This window comes from uncultured Dokdonia sp., assembly GCF_947496725.1.
Lineage (GTDB): Bacteria > Bacteroidota > Bacteroidia > Flavobacteriales > Flavobacteriaceae > Dokdonia.
Window position 1 is genome coordinate 25,251 of the sequence record NZ_CANMDS010000005.1, and the last position, 17,100, is coordinate 42,350.

Genomic DNA, 17,100 nt, shown 5'->3' on the forward strand with positions numbered 1-17,100 from the left:
ATGTACAGCCGCCTCCTACATATCATAAAGCGCCATAAAATCAAGTTTATACTTGTGGTGTTATTTATGTTGTACTGGGTTTTTTCTATACCGCAGCAGGTTTTTAAAGATCCTCACGCTACCGTGGTTGAGAGTGCGAGTGGTGTGTTGCTGGGCGCCCGCATTGCTAGTGACGGGCAATGGCGTTTTCCGGCATTAGATCGTGTTCCTCATAAGTTTGAAAAGTGTATTCTGTTATTTGAAGATGAGTATTTTTATTCCCATCCAGGATTTAATCCCGTGGCGATGGGAAAGGCAATATGGGGTAATATCACTACAGATAAGCGTCGTGGCGGGAGCACCATTACACAACAAGTAATTAGACTTTCTAGAAAAGGGAAACAACGCTCCTATACAGAAAAAGTAGTCGAACTTATAAAAGCTACACGTCTCGAGGCAGGCTATTCAAAAGATGAAATTCTTGGTATGTATGCTACCTATGCGCCCTTTGGCGGTAACGTCGTAGGGTTAGAAACTGCCGCTTGGAGATATTTTGGACTCCCGGCGTCACAGTTAAGTTGGGGGCAAATGGCGGCACTGGCAGTATTACCTAACAATCCTAGTATGGTGCGACCGGGTAAAAATGAGATTACGCTTTCGCGAAAGCGTAATAACCTCCTTAAAAAACTTTGGGAAACAGGAGAGATAGACAAAACTACCTACGAGCTATCGCTGCTAGAAAAACTACCAGGAAAACCTTATCCATTACCACAAATTGCTCCTCACCTAGTTGATAGAATTACTAAAGAATCTCGTGGAAAAAGAGTTCAAACCACAGTACAACTTCCTATACAGCGAGATCTTAATAGACTTGCCAAAGAGCATTATGGCCTGTTAAAGCAAAATGAAATTTACAACCTAGCGATAGTGGTTATGGATGTAAATACAAAAGAGGTTTTAGGCTATGTAGGAAACGCACCAACAGATGCAGCACACCAAAAAGATGTAGATATTATCACAAAGTACCGTAGCACAGGAAGCACGTTAAAGCCTTTGCTTTATGCGGGAATGCTGGATGAGGGACTCATATTGCCACAAACATTAGTCCCAGATATACCTACAAGTATCAATACGTATAGGCCACAAAATTTTGACAACGAGTATCAAGGCGTAGTACCGGCAGATGTGGCTCTTGCAAAATCGCTCAATGTACCTGCAGTGCGATTACTACGTGAATACGGGCTTGACAAGTTTTATAAAAATGTACAAGAGATGCATATGGGAGGTATAGATAAACCAGCCTCTCACTACGGACTTGCAATGATATTAGGAGGTGCAGAGAGCAGCCTTTTTGAGTTGACAAAAACCTATGCAGGGATGGCAAACACCCTTAACACATTTAATAGATCTAGCAGTGAGTATACTTTGGAGTCTTTTAGCGATTATCGTTATGTCAAAAGAGATAATCTGGCTTCTGTAAAAAAGAGTGTCACGTTGCAAAGTGAGCCTGAGGTATTTTCGGCGGGAGCGATTTATAAAACGCTTGAGACACTGCAAACTGTAAATAGACCAAGCGGCGAAGAAAACTGGCAGTTTTATGAAGATGCCCAGCCTGTGGCTTGGAAAACAGGGACAAGTTTTGGTTTTAAAGATGCGTGGGCAGTAGGGGTTACGCCTCAATATGCAATAGGAGTGTGGGTAGGTAATGCAGATGGAGAAGGAAGACCAGGGATTACGGGAATACAAGCAGCAGCGCCACTGTTTTTTGATGTGTTGCGTAGCTTGCCAGTAAATGGTTCTTGGTTTGACACTCCATACGATGCACTCGTGGAGACTACGGTTTGCACAAAAAGCGGAATGAAAGCGAGTCCATATTGTGTAGAAACACGTAAAGAGCAAATACCGCACGCGGGAGAGCATACTGCTTCGTGCTCATATCACAAGCAAATGTACCTCTCTGCAAATAAGGAATATCTAGTAAACTCAGATTGTTATGAGCTTGATGAGATGACGGCTGTCACCTATTTTACACTACCTGCTACGATGGAGTATTATTATGCAAGCAAGCATCCAGATTATAAAGAATTGCCACCATATCATCCAGATTGTAGCTTTTCTGGAGAGATGCCTATGGCGTTTATGTATCCTAAAAATAATGAAGGAGTTATACTTCCAAAGGATTTTGACGCAGCTGTAAATGATGTCGTGTTTAAAGTCTCTCACCGTAACCCTGAGACTAAGATTTTCTGGTATCTAGATAATGAGTTTATAGGAGCTACAGAAGATTTCCACGAGCTAGCTGTTACACCAGAGGTGGGAAATTATACGCTCACCGTAGTAGATGCAGCGGGTAATGAAATCAAGAAACAAATTGAGGTTTCTAGGGGTTAAGTAATATTACTTGGAAGAGTAAAAAGTTCGAAAGTTATTTTTGGATTGACTTCGTCAAAGCTGTAAAAAGTTTCTATAAATTCCTTGACTTCTAAAGAGAGCTCAAAGGGTTTTATATCATTTGCGATAAATTGAGCAATTTCTGTGTGTTTCTTTGAATTCCTTATTTTTTCAATTATGATAAATTTTCCTTCTGGCGCATTAGCAAACCTCTCACTAAGCGGATTAGCATCTTGTATATCTGTTTTTGCCTTTGCAAAAAGAACATAACCATTTTTGTAGTATGCCTCATTTATTTTAGCTTTTTCAAACCAAAAGAGGTGTTCTCTCAGAGAGTCAATCTGTATTAAAATTTTGCCATTGTATTTTAATAGTAGAGTTTTATGATTATTTCTTGATTCAAAGAGGAATTTTGCAAAGCTTTCTTTTGGGTTTCGAGGTTTTTTGATTAAATATTTGTGGTAAAAAATTTTGAATATATTCATTTGTTATCACCAATTTTTAAAAGGATTCTCAGATAGCTGCGAGTTGTAATACTTGTTATCTCCAGTCACTTCGCTGCCTATCCATTCTGGTGTTGTAAAATCTTCCTCTTCAGCGTTGAGTTCTATTTCGGCGATGGTTAGTCCTTCGTTTTCTCCATAAAATTCATCTATTTCCCAGGTGTGATTACCTGCGGTATACTCGTAACGTGTTTTATCTATAACTCCGGGAAGGCATAGTGCTAGAAGCGTTTGCGCCTTGTCTACTGCGATTTCTTCTTCTACTTCTACGCGCGTAGTGCCGCTATCGTTAGATTTTCCTTTAATCGTAAGAAAGCCTTTCTCGCCTTTAATGCGCACTCTTACAGTTCGCTCAGGATCTGTGCTTAGATATCCTTGGGTAATACGAGTTGCCTTTTGAGCAACTTCTTTAAAAGCCGCTGAGGTTACTAGGAATTTTCGTTCTATTTCTAACATAATGTTGCTGTTATATCTAGCCTTTAGTTAATGCGCCACGGCGGGTTTTTGCGATTATCACCAGCGTAGTAAAGAATAATTTGATTCCCATCTGGATCCTTGAGTCTTGCCTCTCGCCACAACCACGACTGGTCTGTGGGCAATAGGTCAAAAGTAACATTCTCTCCTTGTAATCGTGCCACTTCTTGGTCTAAACGCTCTGTTTCAAAATATACCGTTACTCCAGCACCTGCAGGTAGCTCATCTACAAGATGTATAGAAAACGTAGCATCTCCCTCTGGGCACTCAAAGCGTGCATAATGTGGCAAGGCTTTTACAATAAGACGCAATCCCAGTCGCTCATAAAAAGCAATGGATGTTACAAGGTCTAGTGACGGTACGGTGATTTGGTTGAGGTTCATAGCGTTTATTTTTGCCAGGGAGTTACGGTCGTAGGCGTGTCCTTTTGGTAAAGCACCACATTATTCCCATCGGGATCTCGTAGTGTTAAGTCCTTTCCACCCCAGTCTCTGTATATGGTGGGGATGAGTACGCTTTCGCGAAAGCGTAATTCAAACACCTCAATACCGTCTGTTTCAAAGTAAACGGTTACGGGTTGTTCTGGAAGCTTGGGATTATAATAAGCTGTAAAAATGACTTCGTGCTCCTTATTTTCAAAATGTGCGTGATGCTGAGGCTCGTGCTCAATAAGTTGCATACCAATGCCTGAATAAAACGCAATCGCCGCTTTAAGGTCTTGGGAGGGAACGGTGATGTGGTTAAACGTGGTAGGCACTGCTTAGTTCTTTAATCTCCATATTTGTGATGTCTGTGTGGGTTACTGTTTGTTTTGCAAGTTGTGCCATTGCTCTAGCAATATCTTTTGCCTGTGTAGACTTCCACTTTTTGAGCGGTCCTACCATAAAGAAGTCCATTACGGCCATCATCATTTTAAGAGCTTTCTCGCCTTTGCGAGCGTCATCTGGGCGACCATTTATAAAAGCAGGTTTAAGAATGTACGTGTTCTCAATTCCTACCTTACTCAAGTCGCGCTCCATCTCACCTTTTGTACGCACATAGAAAAACGGACTCTTAGCCGAAGTTCCCGCCGAAGAAATGACCATATAACTTGCTATCCCGTGTTGCTTTGCCAGTTGTGCCGTTTCAATTGGGATGCCGTAGTCTATAGCTTTATATTTCTCCCTATCTGGCGTTTGGGCTTTTGTGGTGCCTATGCAGCAAAAAACAACTTCTCCGGTAAATTGCTCCTTGAAGGTACTCGTGTCTAGTAAATCACAAATAATCTCTTCTACTTTCTCGTGTGTAAAAGAGGTAGGCCGCCTTGTAAATATTTTTACTTTAGAAAATGCTGGGTCTTTTATGAGTAACTCTGTTAAAAGTCCGCCAGTAAGACCTGTGGCGCCGAGTATAATTGCTGTTTTAGACATACTCAAAGTTACGATTTATAGTACAAAACCTTCTGAGTACTTTGTAACTTGCATACAATGTCTGAGCTGCCTATAAAAAAGATAATTCACGTAGATATGGATGCATTTTATGCATCTGTAGAGCAGCTGGACAACCCAGATTTACGAGGTAAAGCTATTGCTGTAGGTGGCGGTGGTGAGCGTGGTGTGGTAAGTGCAGCGAGTTATGAGGCTCGTAAGTATGGCGTGCGGTCTGCTATGGCGGGTGCGCTTGCGCGAAAACTGTGTCCCGACCTCATATTTGTAAAGACTAACTTTGAACGATACCGAGAGGTCTCTGCTCAGATACGTTCCGTTTTTTACGAGTTTACAGATCTTGTAGAACCCTTATCACTAGATGAAGCCTACCTAGATGTTACCGAAAATAAAGTAGGAATGCCTAGCGCAACCGTTATTGCCTCGTGGATACGACAACGCATAAAAGAAAAAACAGGACTCAATGCCAGCGCAGGAATAAGCATCAATAAGTTTATAGCAAAAGTTGCCAGTGACATTAATAAACCTAATGGTCAGAAAACCATACCGCCAGAGGAGGTAATCACCTTTCTTGAGGAACTAGACATCAGAAAGTTTTACGGCATAGGAAAAAAGACTGCCGAAAAAATGTACCTACACGGCATTTTTACCGGTATGGATCTCAAATTAAAATCAAAAGAATATCTGAGTGACAACTTTGGAAAGAGTGGAGCCTACTATTATGATATTGTGAGAGGTATACAACATAGCGAAGTAAAGCCTAACCGCATACGCAAGTCACTTGCGGCTGAGCGTACCTTTAGAGAAAACATCACCTCGGAGATTTTTATGCTTGAAAAGTTAGAACACATAGCCGAAGAAGTGGAGAGAAGATTAGAAAAAAGCAAAGTAGCAGGGAAGACCATTACTCTCAAAATAAAATACTCAGACTTTACACTACAGACCCGCTCAAAAACGCTAGACTTATACGTGAGATCTAAAGACATCATACTAGAAACCGCAAAGGACTTGCTGTATCAAGAAAAAATGAAAAATAGCGTGCGTCTTTTAGGCATCTCACTATCTAACCTCAATACCGAAGACCGTAAAAAGAAGGATGCAGCAAAAGCTGTAAAAGAAGAAGAGATCGATGTACAGATGCGCTTTACGTTCTAGCAAGACATATCTGCTACAATTTTCCAAGCGCCGTTTATACGCTTAAAGATGATGATAAAAACACCGTCTGCATTTCCTACTTTGCGTTTGAGATGATATTCTCCCATCACGTAATAAGCGTTTTCTTCTATGCGTGTCATATCATTTATCACAAATTGCAACTCACCTGTGTGATTTAGCGTAGGGTATCCTTTCTTATAATTTGCTAGTGTGTTTTTCCACCCATAGGTAAGGCCTTTACTTCCATAAAACTTTAAGGAATCACTCTTCCAGTAGCCTTGCATAAAAGCTTCTAGATCTCCTTGTGACCAGGCTTCTTGTTGTGCTTTTAAGACAGCGGTAATGGCTGCCTTATCTTGAGCAACTGTATGTTGTTGCTGGCAGTTTATTAATAAGAAACTAGCAAGCAAGAGCGTGATAACGATTTTCATAATAAGCCTATTTCCTATAAAGATACATTATAGCACATAGGACTAAATGTGACTATCCTAAAATTTTAGTCTGCCGTCTGTAAAAGGCATCTTGCTGTCGTTTTAAAATCTCTTTTGCCATCTTTTTCTTGTAGTTGTATAGCTCTTCATCTTGAGCGATGTCTGTGTACACGCGATCATTTACAATATGATCTGTCTCGGTAAGGATCTTGCGTTGTAGGGCTTTTTGTGCACTCCATTCTTTTATGGTGAGCTCGTGGTCTGCAAGTTTTATATCATACTCACCCATAGGCGAGATAAGCTTAGAAAATATAGGTGCCGTCTCTATCGCAAGAAAGAGTAAGAAAATAAACAGCGACGGTAGCCACGGGAGTTCTTTCATCGCATCTATGCGCGCCATTAATCCGTCAAAGTTATTTATAATAGGCTGACTCGTGCTTACAGCAGTGTTGAACTCGTCGCGCAGTTGTATTTTTTGCGCTTCGGCTTGTGCTATTTTTTCTGCATTTGTGGCTTTGAGAGTAGTGAGCTCAGCAAGCGCAGCGTCGTGTTTATCACGTTTTTCTTGATATACGGGGCCTTTACCTAGTAGCTCTGTGCCAGCAGTACCTTCTGCCTCATCTATGTAGATTTCATATAAGTTATTTACTTCTGTCTCTTTGGTAGCGATTTCTTGTTTTGCGGCAGCTATTTGGGCATCCAGTTTATTGATTTCTGGGGTGTATTGTGCGAGTATCTCGCCTTGATTTTGCACGGTAAACTCATTTTTTTGACTGAGCATCACGCGGTCTATCTCTTTCTCAAATATTTTAAGCTCTAAGGGTTTTGAAATCACCACAGCAATAATTACCGCAAGAATAAGACGCGGTATTGCCATTCCAAATTCTTTCCACCAGTTATTTCGCTTTTTAAGTGTAGAAACAATAAAACGGTCTAGATTAAAAATAACCAGTCCCCATAATAAACCAAAAAGTATGGCTCTATACACATTATCAAAAACGGTAAAAAGCGCATAGGTTGCTGCGATGGTGGCTAATATGGCTGTAAAAAATACGGTAGCACCTATGCCAGCATATTTATTCTTCTCTCCGCGAGAGCAGGTGTCTAAAACGTCACGATCTGCACCAGAGCAGAGAATAAAAAAGGATTGAATCATAATACGGTTCGTTTAGTTAGTTTTTTGAGTGGGTGGTTGTTATGCAACCGGCTGATTGATGAGGGCGTGGAGTACTACAACGACGGTTTCCTGCTTTTTCGTATGTATTACATAACAAGATGCAGGCGTAGGTGAGTCTCTTGCTTTAAGAGACTCATAAAATATGAGATTGTTGCAGTTGTGTGTGTTACGCTTTCGCGAAAGCGTAAAAAATCTATTGAGAAACGTCTATAAAGTTATCACGATTAGGGCTACTAGGGTACTCAAAGAGTTCAAGATCAAAGTAAGGTACGGCGGCCAAAAAATGGTCAAAAAGATCTGCCATTATGTACTCGTAGTTTTCCCACTTTTTGTCCTTGCTGAAGCAATACACCTCTAGTGGGATACCTTGCGCAGTAGGAGCCAGCTGGCGACACATAAGAAGCATCTCTTTGTGTATGGCGCTGTGGTTTTGAATATAGGTCTCCATATATTTTCTAAAAAGACCTACGTTAGTCAGGTTGCTACCATTAATCTGGATAGACTTATCAGAATCATCTCGCTCGTTAATGCGAGCCAGTTTTTCCTCCATATTTGTGAGGTAATCTGTGATGAGTCCTATCCTCTTAAAGCGTTGTATATCCTCGTCTGTAAGAAACTTTATGCTGTCTTGTTTTATATATAAAGAACGTTTTATACGACGACCAGGACTGTCTGTCATACCACGCCAGTTCTTAAAAGAGTCTGAGATAAGCGCGTAGGTAGGTATAGTTGTGATGGTCATATCAAAGTTTTGAACCTTTACTGTTGCGAGGTTAATCTCTACCACATCACCATCTGCGCCATACTTTTCAAAAGTGATCCAGTCGCCTATGCGCACCATATCATTAATAGCAACTTGAATGCTTGCTACAAACCCAAGAATAGTGTCTTTAAAAATGAGTAATATAATGGCTGAGGCGGCACCAAAAGTTCCCAAGGCTTGCCCTAGTGATACAGGTGTGAGAAGACTTATTGCATAGAATATAGTAAACACCCACGCAAAAATCATAAAGACCTGTATGTAGCTATCTATAGGTTTATCACGTAAACCTGGTACCGTTTTAAAGTAATCTCTAAGGGTGTGTAAAAGTGCTCTTATAATACGTAGCGCAAGAATGACTCCTATAAGATTGAGTATTACACTAAAGACGTGCTCAATTTCAAGAAAATCGTCTAGTACAAATGGAAGCGCTCCTATAAGTAAGTATAATGGGAGTATGTGTGCTAGTCTTCTAGGCACACGGTTTTTGATGAGGAGATCATCAAAATTTGTTTTTGAACTTTTTGAAATATATGCAGCGAGGTTGCGCAGTACTTTACGCACGAGCATATCTGCCAGAAAAACCAAAACTAGCACAATAATACCTAGTACAAAGGCATTGAGATACTTAGAGAAGGTTTCTGATAGTCCCCAATCAATAAAATGATCAAAGAAAAAACAGCTTATTTCCTTTTTATAATCCATTGCCGCAAAGCTACATATATCTGTATTAATGGCTTTGCTATTGGCTTTGTTTTAAGAGAATGTGATTTTAAAACCTGTATGACTAGGCACACCTTCGTAGCGCTATTCTATAAGTTTTGGGTAGGTGGTTCTTTAAGCTAATTTTCTTTAGTGTTCTTTACATTATAAACAGTTTTTGTAACCTTAAACTTGTCTTCATATTTAATAAGTCCTAATCCCACAGATTGACTGCCTAGGCTATAATTTTTAAGAGTTGGTTTTATTGGTTTTTCATAAATAACACTTGTATGAGTAACATCCTTACTATCAATATTGTTTTCTTCTAAAAAAGAAGCGACTGCTTTGTCTGTTGCCTCTGTAGATCGTATTTTTTCTGACACCTCGTCTATTGTACTCACTGTAAAACCAACCTTCTTAGGGTACGACTCTTGCGATAGGCTGCTAGCTGGATCTATCACTTCTTGATGAATAGTCTGGTACGTATTAGGATCTTTAAAAACGTTGCCCTGCCCTTTTTTATTTGAGAGGGTAGCGCCTACTTTTTTACTTACCTTAGGTTTAATTGGCTCTGTACTTCCTATGAAAGTTTTGGGCGGGTTGCTGTAAGGATACGGTGTTTTAATTTCTGTTACACCACCTTTTGCAAGGCGTACAGCTTCTTCATAGGTTACTTCTTTGCCATTATAGATAAAAAGGCTACCCAGTTTGTGCATTTTAAGTAAATGTTCTTCTGGAGATGGCGGCGGTGGCGGTGGAGGAAGCTCTCCTCTAGGTGCTGGTGGAGCAGGAGGCGCTGGCGGAATAAGGCGTAAACTGTTATTTGCCTTATACAATTGCGTTTTTCTAAAAACAGCTTCGGCTTTATTTATAAACTCTTTTGAGTTGCCCTTAAAAATCATAGACCTCACAGGCGCTGCAAACTCCTCTTTTGTCCACTGTGCGGTGATGTTATCTACGCTTTCGCGAAAGCTGTCAAGCGGACTATATTGTCCATTTATATAGATACTATCATTTCGTACCTCTATAACTAGTGCGTTTTTACCATTACGTGCTGCACCTTCTACAAATTTTGTGGCGTAGGTTGAGGTTTGAGGTGCCTTGGTAGTTAGGTGTTTTTGACTTTGCCAGTACGGACTAGTCCATACATCTACTCTGTATCTGCCATTTGTGCGATCGCCAATAGCGTAGTAAGGGAGATCATCTGGATGATAATCTAAAATTGTTTTATTTGAAATTTCCTCGTTGTCTAAAAATATGGCAAACAACGAAGTGTTTTGCCACTTAACAAGGTCTTCATAGTTTGGTTTTTTTGATTTTACAAAATTTGCTCTTACAAGTGCATTTGCCTCAGGATCAAAAATTGCATTTTGATCATCAACTAAATTTGAGGTGCAAAAAGTTACTCTACTAAAATTCCATAACTCTGCTACAAGAAATTGTTTTTCTCTTGCTAACGTGCTAGATATTCCTGGTCTACCTTGAATAGTTAAGTAGTCGTAAACCGTTTCCTTAATAAGGTTCTCGATGCCTTTTAAAGAGATAGGTTTTAGTTTGTAATAGAAATTACCTTCGGTGTCTAGTTCTAGCTCTAGAGTGTTTGTTGCACTATTCTCGTATGACATAATACCAGATACAGCATTTGGTCCCGATTGAGCAACAATAGCTTGATTAAAAAAGAGAACACACAAACCTATGATAGGAATGAGTAGTAATGCGCGCAGCACTACTTTTTTGCGACTAAATGATTGTGATAACATAACGATTCGTTTTTTGGTTAATGAATAATTAAAAGGACTCTCGAGCGCAGTGTGATGAGTACCGCTTGCATAACTTAAGAGTATGTTTTGATATATAGCAATATTACTTTTATCTGCTATAGCACCTTGATCTGCTAGAAATTCGTGGTTTAATTTTATAGAACTTTTAAAGAGCCACACCAGCGGATTAAACCAGAAAATGACCTGTATAAACTCGATGGCAATAATATCTAGAGAGTGCTTTTGGCGCACGTGAGTTGCCTCGTGAGCAAGTACTTCTGGTGCTATTTCTTGTTGTGTGTATGATTGTCTGTTTACAAAAATCCACTTGAGGAAAGAGTGTGGTACCATCACTTGCTCTAATAGGGCAAGCGTAAAGTGTGATGATGGGTGCAGCTCTGCCTGATGTATCTTTCGCTTTAAGCGCACAAGATTTACAATAAAACGTGTTCCAAAAATGAATACTCCTAGAAGGTATATTCCCCAGATAACGGTGTTTGTGTAATCTACTTCGGTAACCTGAGGCACTTGGCTTGGCGCAGAAACTGTCTCTACATATTCTTGAAATATGGGAGTAATCTGTGGAGCTTCTCCTGCTTGGTATGTAAAGGTGATAAGCGGTATGGTAAATGAAAACACAAGACTTGCCAGGAGATAAAACCTTTTAAAGTGGTGCATCGCTTTTCCTTCTAGCGCTAGCTTATAAAAGCCAAATAGGATGCCTAAACATAAAGCGCTTTTTAGGAGATAGATGAGTATCATTTCTTTTTGGCTTTAAGTTGGTTATCTATGATTTGTTTTAACTCCTCTAGTTCTTGCTGTGAGAGATCTGTCTCACGGGTAAAGAATGAAGCAAACTGCCCAGCGCTATCATTAAAGAAATTTTTAATCAGCCCATTTACGTGTTTTGAGAAGTAGTCTGTCTTCTTTACAAGCGGGAAGTATTCCCTAGAACGGCCGTACTGTTTATAATCTACAAACTTCTTGTCTTGCATACGCTTAAGTAGCGTTGCGATTGTCGTAGTCGCTGGCTTTGGGTCTGGATATGCTTCTATGAGATCTTTCATAAATGCCTTTTCCTGTTTCCAGAGCAATTGCATAAGCTGTTCTTCAGAAGTGGATAGTGCCATAATTTTCTACAGTATTAGAATTTACTCTACAAATGTAGAATATTATTTTAATTCTACAAGTGTAGAGTTAAAGTATTTTAAGATAAGTGTCTGTAAGTGTGTCTTTTTGCGCTTTCGCGAAAGCGTAATTACCCTCGTTCATATTAGTAGGGGATAGGCTTCTGTCTATTGTCTGGCTTCGTTTTTTGAAAAATATTGATATAAAAAAAGCGCTTTAGTAATTACTAGATTACCAAAGCGCTTTTTTATTATTTAAGATTTAGTGCTACTTACTCATCTCAGTAAAATACTGATAGAAATAAGGGATGGTTTCAATTCCTTTTAAGTAATTCCATACGCCAAAATGTTCGTTTGGTGAGTGTATTGCATCACTGTCGAGACCAAAGCCCATAAGGATTGTTTTACTTTTAAGCTCTTTCTCAAAAAGCGCCACAATAGGAATACTACCTCCACTACGTTGCGGGATAGGTGTTTTTCCAAAAGTTTGCTCATATGCCTTTTCGGCAGCTTGATAAGCCACATTGTCTATAGGAGTAACATAACCTTGACCTCCGTGATGAGGTGTTACTTTAACTTTTACTCCTGCTGGAGCAATACCCTCAAAATGCGTTTTAAATAGTTCTGTGATTTCTTCCCACTCTTGGTGTGGGACTAGTCGCATTGATATTTTTGCATATGCCTTGCTTGCAATCACTGTTTTGGCTCCTTCTCCAGTATATCCTCCCCAGATACCGTTTACGTCTAGGGTAGGGCGTATAGAGTTGCGCTCGTTTGTAGTGTAACCTTTTTCGCCATACACAGCTTCTATGTCTAGTGCTTTTTTATACTCATCTAGTGAGAAGGGTGCTTCACCCATTTTATCGCGCTCTGCCTGTGTGAGTTCTTCGACCTTGTCATAAAAGCCCTTAACCGTGATGTGATTATTCTCATCGTGTAGTGAAGCAATCATTTTTGATAAGACATTAATAGGGTTTGCTACGGCACCACCATAAAGACCAGAGTGAAGGTCACGGTTAGGTCCTGTAACTTCTACTTCTACATAACTCAAGCCACGTAGGCCTGTTGTAATAGAAGGAATATCATTTGCAATCATCCCCGTGTCTGAAATAAGGATGACGTCATTTTCTAGTTTTTCTTGGTTACGCTCTACATACCAAGCAAGGTTTGCGCTTCCTACTTCTTCTTCACCCTCTATCATAAACTTTACGTTGCAAGGAAGCTTATCATTTGCAACCATATACTCAAGCGCTTTTACGTGCATATACATTTGCCCCTTGTCATCACAAGCGCCACGTGCAAAGATGGCACCCTCTGGATGCTTGTCTGTTTTTTTAATCACAGGTTCAAACGGTGGTGAGTCCCATAGATCAATAGGATCTGGTGGTTGTACGTCATAGTGACCGTACACAAGTACCGTAGGTAAGTTTTTATCTATAATCTTATCTGCATACACAATTGGGTAGCCTGGTGTCTCACAAATTTCTACGGTATCGCAACCAGCTTTACGTAAGCTTTCGGCAACGGTTGCGGCAGTTTGATGTGTGGCTTCTGCATAGGCAGAGTCTGCGCTAACACTCGGTATTTTAAGGAGTTCTATAAGCTCGTTAAGAAATCTGTCTTTGTGTTGTGCTATATATTCTTTTGGATCTTGCATTATAATCTCATATTTGAAGTAAAAATACGAATAACGAATTGCAATTTTTATTAAAAAAATATTTTGCAATTGAAAAAATGTATTATATTTGCACCCCGTTACGAAGTAAACGAGTAACGATTTATTGAAATGCAGGCGTGGTGGAATTGGTAGACACGCTAGACTTAGGATCTAGTGCCTTACGGTGTGAGAGTTCGAGTCTCTCCGCCTGTACAACGAGAAAAGCTGACTTTAATTAGTCGGCTTTTTTTATGCGATAAATTTTCTGGACTCATTAAAGGCCTTTCTAAGGCTTTTTTTGATGCCTTAGAGGAAAGACTTTGTAGTATTGCTATTAGCGCTTTAAAATTCTCCTACCCTTTATTAAAAGGCAAAAAAATAAAGAGCATCCCCCGACACTCTTTATTATACACTCATTTTTGTAGTAAGCAAACTAATTCAAATATTTTGAGTGTTGTAAAGTAAAGGAAGTTTTTTTTTTAAATAATCTCTCTATCCCTCAAACAAAAATTCCCCTTTTGTTTCTGCTGCGTGTAATCCCCAATCAACAATTAGGTTCAGAATTGGAACCAATGTTTGTCCAAACTCCGTAAGAGTGTATTCTACTTTTAAAGGTGGTTTTTTTGTAAACACTTTTCTGTTTACCATACCATCTGCTTCTAATTGTTTCAACTGTAAGCTCAACGTACGCTCAGTAATACCAGGAATTTCTTTACGCAACTCGTTGTAGCGTTTTTTACCGCCTATTAAGTGTGTTAGTATAACACTCTTCCATTTACCACCTATCAATTCCATTGCTGCACTCGTTGGGCAGTAAGATACTTTATCGTTGATTTTAATTTTTGGCTTCTTTTCAAACAGTTCTTTTCTGTCCATTTTCATAACATTTTAAAAGGTGCAAAGATAGTGCACTTTAAAATAGTGTGCAACTATACTTTTTATAGTAATTATTATTATATTTAAGTTTCTGATATACAGTATTTTGCAACTAATTTTAGATACTATACTTCTTGACCGTTATTGACGCGTATCAACTTCACGCATACATTTGTACTATAATTTTGATAGTATTAATAATCAATAAGTTAAATAAATCATAAAATGAATCTAACAGAAATATTAAACAAGCGTTACTCTGCAAAAGAATTTGATGCAACTAAGAAAATATCAGATGCAGATTTTCAACAAATAAAAGATGTACTGCGTTTAAGTCCTTCTAGTGTAAACCTACAACCTTGGCATTTTTTAATTGCAGATACCCAAGAAGGTAAAGAGCGAATTGCAAAAGGCACACAAGGATTTTTCAAATTCAACACGCCGAAAGTTTTAGACGCATCTCACGTAATTGTTATCGCAGCTCGCACAGATGCAAATGAGGATTATATGAATAGCATTTTGGAGCAAGAAGACCAAGATGGACGCTTTGCAGAACAAGAGTTTAAAGATCAAATGCACGGTAGTCGTATGCTATTTGCAAATATTCACCGCTACGACCTTAAAGATTTACCACACTGGATGGAAAAGCAAGTGTATTTAAATATGGGCGCACTTTTATTAGGTGCAGCTGCCTTAGGTATAGATGCTTGCCCAATGGAAGGTGTAGATGTAAAAGCCTTAGACGAAGAATTTAGCTTACGCGAAAAAGGCTTCACCGCTCTTGCAGTTGTGTCTTTAGGTTATAGAAAAGACAGTGACTTTAATGCAAAATTACCGAAATCTAGATTTCCTGAAGAAACAGTTATTACGCAGTTATAATCAAATTTAAAACTCTAGAAATTATGAATAAGCTTTTAAAAATAATTGGAGGAATTATTGGAGTATTAGTGATTGCTGTAGCAGTCATATACTTCTTCTTTCCAAAAATTCTTGTAGACCAAACCAATGCAAGTTACGCTCGTGCTGCCAGTCTTGAGAAAAAGACGGTTGAAATAAATGGCTACACTGTTCATTTTTATGAAAGTGAAGGGGAAGATGATAAGCCAGACTTTGTTCTTGTTCACGGTATGGGAGATGATAAAAGTAGTTTTTTACAAACGGCTAAATTTTTATCAGAAGATTATCATTTAATTCTACCCGATTTAGCGGGTCACGGTGAAAATGAAAAAAAAGAAGGACTTGATTATTCCATAGATGGACAAGCAACTTTTTTAAAATTTTTTTTAGAGAAATTGGGCGTAAATCAATTTAACCTTGTTGGTAACTCAATGGGCGGACATACCGCTGCAGCATTTGCTATTAAATATCCCAATGACCTTAACAACCTAATTTTACTAGATGCTGCGGGTATTAATATAGATGACCACGTTGTGTATGGTGGTTTTGGTAAAGAAATTGAGAATGAAGAAGAGCTGAATGCGGTGCTTTCACGTGTGTTTTACAAAGTGCCGGAACTACCAGGTCCAATAGCAGATTATATGATTGAAACGGTTAACAACAGTAAAGATTTTGTTGATGGTTCTTTAATTCCTGCAATTAAAAACGGAAAATATTTCAATCTAAAAGATGATGTACAATCTATAAAAGTCCCCACATTAGTCTTGCAAGGTAGACACGATGAAGTGGTAAAGTTTAATGTGGCAGAGTACTACAGAGATCATATACCCAATGCGAAGTTAGTAGTTCTTGAAAACGCATCGCACTCTCCACAATTAGAAATTCCAGAGGAAGTAGCTAATGATATTAAAAAATTCATTTCTAACACTAAATAAATTATGGAAACAAACACAAAAATTGTTCACGCAGCTATCGTACAATATCATCGTTGGTATCTTTTTTATGAACGTGATTTTGAAAATAAACAGCGACTAGAAAATCAGTTAGAAATTTTAGCAGATGATATAAAAATGAAATCTGCAGCTGGAGAAATGCAAGGCAAAGAAAATTATCCTGAAAGATTAAAAGTTTATAAAGGATGGGAAAATGCGCATCATATTCAAAATATAGAAGTTAATAAATTAGAGAACGGTGTCATTAATTTAGAAGCTGATATTATATATCAAAATTTAAAGTCAGACGGTTCTAATGATAGTTATCCTTTGCATTATAGTACGTTTCTAAAAGAGGTTCCTGGTGCGCTTTTACCTGTGTTTACAGAAATCAATATTAAGCCTATTGGCGAGATTAAAGATCCAACATTTGAGGATGCATATCCAGAAAACCGAATGTTATCTCTTATGCATTACTGGCTATTAAATATGGAACAGTTAGATGGTAATGTTGCGCCTTTTAAAGAGGTATTAGCAGATGGTTTTAAACTTAATTTTTCAACAAATAGCGAACCTATTGTTACCATAGAGCAATTAGAACAATGGTTAAACGGAACGCCAAAGCAATTGAAGGAAAGCAGTCATTTTCCAGAGAACTTTACTGTAAAAGTAATTTCAGAAAAGGAATATGAAGTGAATGTAGATTTTGTTTGGAAAGGGATATCAAAAGAGGGCCAAAAATTAACCGCAACTACTTCACACCATTGGATTGTAAAGGATAATCCAAATGACAGATTTGCAAAAATAAAAGAAGTTACAATCATTCAAAAAGTACCACTTACTCCATTAAAATAA

General features: G+C 38.7%; 17 protein-coding genes and 1 tRNA gene. 6 read left to right on the plus strand and 12 right to left on the minus strand.

Features of this window, described 5'->3' with window-relative positions:
• Entirely contained in the window at window positions 1–2,370 is a 2,370-nt protein-coding gene (gene pbpC, locus Q0948_RS11385; RefSeq protein WP_298352619.1) for a penicillin-binding protein 1C, read from the plus strand.
• Here the strand turns inward: pbpC and Q0948_RS11390 are convergent.
• Genes Q0948_RS11390 through Q0948_RS11410 form a run of 5 tightly spaced genes read right to left on the minus strand, consistent with a single transcriptional unit; the run spans window position 2,367 to window position 4,756 of the window.
• Window positions 2,367–2,855, minus strand: coding sequence for a hypothetical protein (locus tag Q0948_RS11390; protein ID WP_298352622.1), 489 nt, complete (start codon window positions 2,853–2,855; stop codon window positions 2,367–2,369). The genes pbpC and Q0948_RS11390 overlap by 4 nt on opposite strands.
• Window positions 2,856–2,861: 6 nt before the next feature.
• On the minus strand, window positions 2,862–3,329 hold the full coding sequence (locus Q0948_RS11395; protein WP_298352625.1) for a CYTH domain-containing protein: 468 nt from the start codon (window positions 3,327–3,329) through the stop codon (window positions 2,862–2,864).
• A 23-nt stretch (window positions 3,330–3,352) separates the two neighbouring features.
• Entirely contained in the window at window positions 3,353–3,730 is a 378-nt protein-coding gene (locus Q0948_RS11400) for a VOC family protein (protein ID WP_298352627.1), read from the minus strand.
• A 5-nt stretch (window positions 3,731–3,735) separates the two neighbouring features.
• Window positions 3,736–4,104, minus strand: a complete 369-nt coding sequence (locus Q0948_RS11405; protein WP_298352630.1) for a VOC family protein — start codon at window positions 4,102–4,104, stop codon at window positions 3,736–3,738.
• Entirely contained in the window at window positions 4,088–4,756 is a 669-nt protein-coding gene (locus Q0948_RS11410; protein WP_298352633.1) for an NAD(P)H-binding protein, read from the minus strand. The genes Q0948_RS11405 and Q0948_RS11410 overlap by 17 nt, the downstream gene beginning before the upstream one ends.
• Before the next feature lie 57 nt (window positions 4,757–4,813).
• On the opposite strand from Q0948_RS11410, the gene dinB reads away from it, so the two are divergent.
• Window positions 4,814–5,926, plus strand: a complete 1,113-nt coding sequence (gene dinB / locus Q0948_RS11415) for a DNA polymerase IV (RefSeq protein WP_298352636.1) — start codon at window positions 4,814–4,816, stop codon at window positions 5,924–5,926.
• Here dinB and Q0948_RS11420 read toward each other — a convergent pair.
• The 6 genes from Q0948_RS11420 to Q0948_RS11445 form a co-directional block, all read right to left on the minus strand.
• Complete coding sequence (locus Q0948_RS11420; protein ID WP_298352639.1) at window positions 5,923–6,357, minus strand: nuclear transport factor 2 family protein; 435 nt, start codon at window positions 6,355–6,357, stop codon at window positions 5,923–5,925. The two genes, dinB and Q0948_RS11420, sit on opposite strands and share 4 nt — an antisense overlap.
• A 52-nt stretch (window positions 6,358–6,409) precedes the next feature.
• Window positions 6,410–7,513, minus strand: a complete 1,104-nt coding sequence (locus Q0948_RS11425; RefSeq protein WP_298352642.1) for a DUF4407 domain-containing protein — start codon at window positions 7,511–7,513, stop codon at window positions 6,410–6,412.
• A gap of 214 nt (window positions 7,514–7,727) precedes the next feature.
• Window positions 7,728–8,999, minus strand: a complete 1,272-nt coding sequence (locus Q0948_RS11430; RefSeq protein WP_298352644.1) for a mechanosensitive ion channel domain-containing protein — start codon at window positions 8,997–8,999, stop codon at window positions 7,728–7,730.
• A gap of 137 nt (window positions 9,000–9,136) precedes the next feature.
• Window positions 9,137–11,518 (minus strand): M56 family metallopeptidase, encoded by a 2,382-nt coding sequence (locus tag Q0948_RS11435; RefSeq protein WP_298352648.1) that lies wholly within the window; start codon window positions 11,516–11,518, stop codon window positions 9,137–9,139.
• Window positions 11,515–11,886: a BlaI/MecI/CopY family transcriptional regulator gene (locus Q0948_RS11440; RefSeq protein WP_035326836.1), complete on the minus strand. Its 372-nt coding sequence runs from the start codon at window positions 11,884–11,886 to the stop codon at window positions 11,515–11,517. Before Q0948_RS11440 ends, Q0948_RS11435 begins: the two co-directional genes overlap by 4 nt.
• Before the next feature lie 265 nt (window positions 11,887–12,151).
• Entirely contained in the window at window positions 12,152–13,540 is a 1,389-nt protein-coding gene (locus tag Q0948_RS11445; RefSeq protein WP_298352653.1) for a dipeptidase, read from the minus strand.
• Window positions 13,541–13,671: 131 nt separating this feature from the next.
• Here Q0948_RS11445 and Q0948_RS11450 point away from each other — a divergent pair.
• Window positions 13,672–13,753, plus strand: a tRNA-Leu gene (locus tag Q0948_RS11450).
• 279 nt (window positions 13,754–14,032) lie between these two features.
• On the opposite strand, the gene Q0948_RS11455 is transcribed toward Q0948_RS11450, so the two are convergent.
• On the minus strand, window positions 14,033–14,416 hold the full coding sequence (locus tag Q0948_RS11455; RefSeq protein ID WP_298352655.1) for a helix-turn-helix domain-containing protein: 384 nt from the start codon (window positions 14,414–14,416) through the stop codon (window positions 14,033–14,035).
• A 225-nt stretch (window positions 14,417–14,641) separates the two neighbouring features.
• Here Q0948_RS11455 and nfsB point away from each other — a divergent pair, with 225 nt between their 5' ends.
• The 3 genes from nfsB to Q0948_RS11470 are packed head-to-tail and all read left to right on the plus strand — an operon-like array spanning window position 14,642 to window position 17,100.
• Window positions 14,642–15,295, plus strand: coding sequence for an oxygen-insensitive NAD(P)H nitroreductase (gene nfsB, locus Q0948_RS11460; protein WP_298352658.1), 654 nt, complete (start codon window positions 14,642–14,644; stop codon window positions 15,293–15,295).
• A 23-nt stretch (window positions 15,296–15,318) separates the two neighbouring features.
• On the plus strand, window positions 15,319–16,248 hold the full coding sequence (locus Q0948_RS11465; RefSeq protein ID WP_298352661.1) for an alpha/beta fold hydrolase: 930 nt from the start codon (window positions 15,319–15,321) through the stop codon (window positions 16,246–16,248).
• Between the two features lie 3 nt (window positions 16,249–16,251).
• The gene (locus Q0948_RS11470) at window positions 16,252–17,100 is read left to right on the plus strand and encodes a hypothetical protein (RefSeq protein WP_298352664.1); all 849 of its coding nucleotides are present in this window, start codon (window positions 16,252–16,254) and stop codon (window positions 17,098–17,100) included.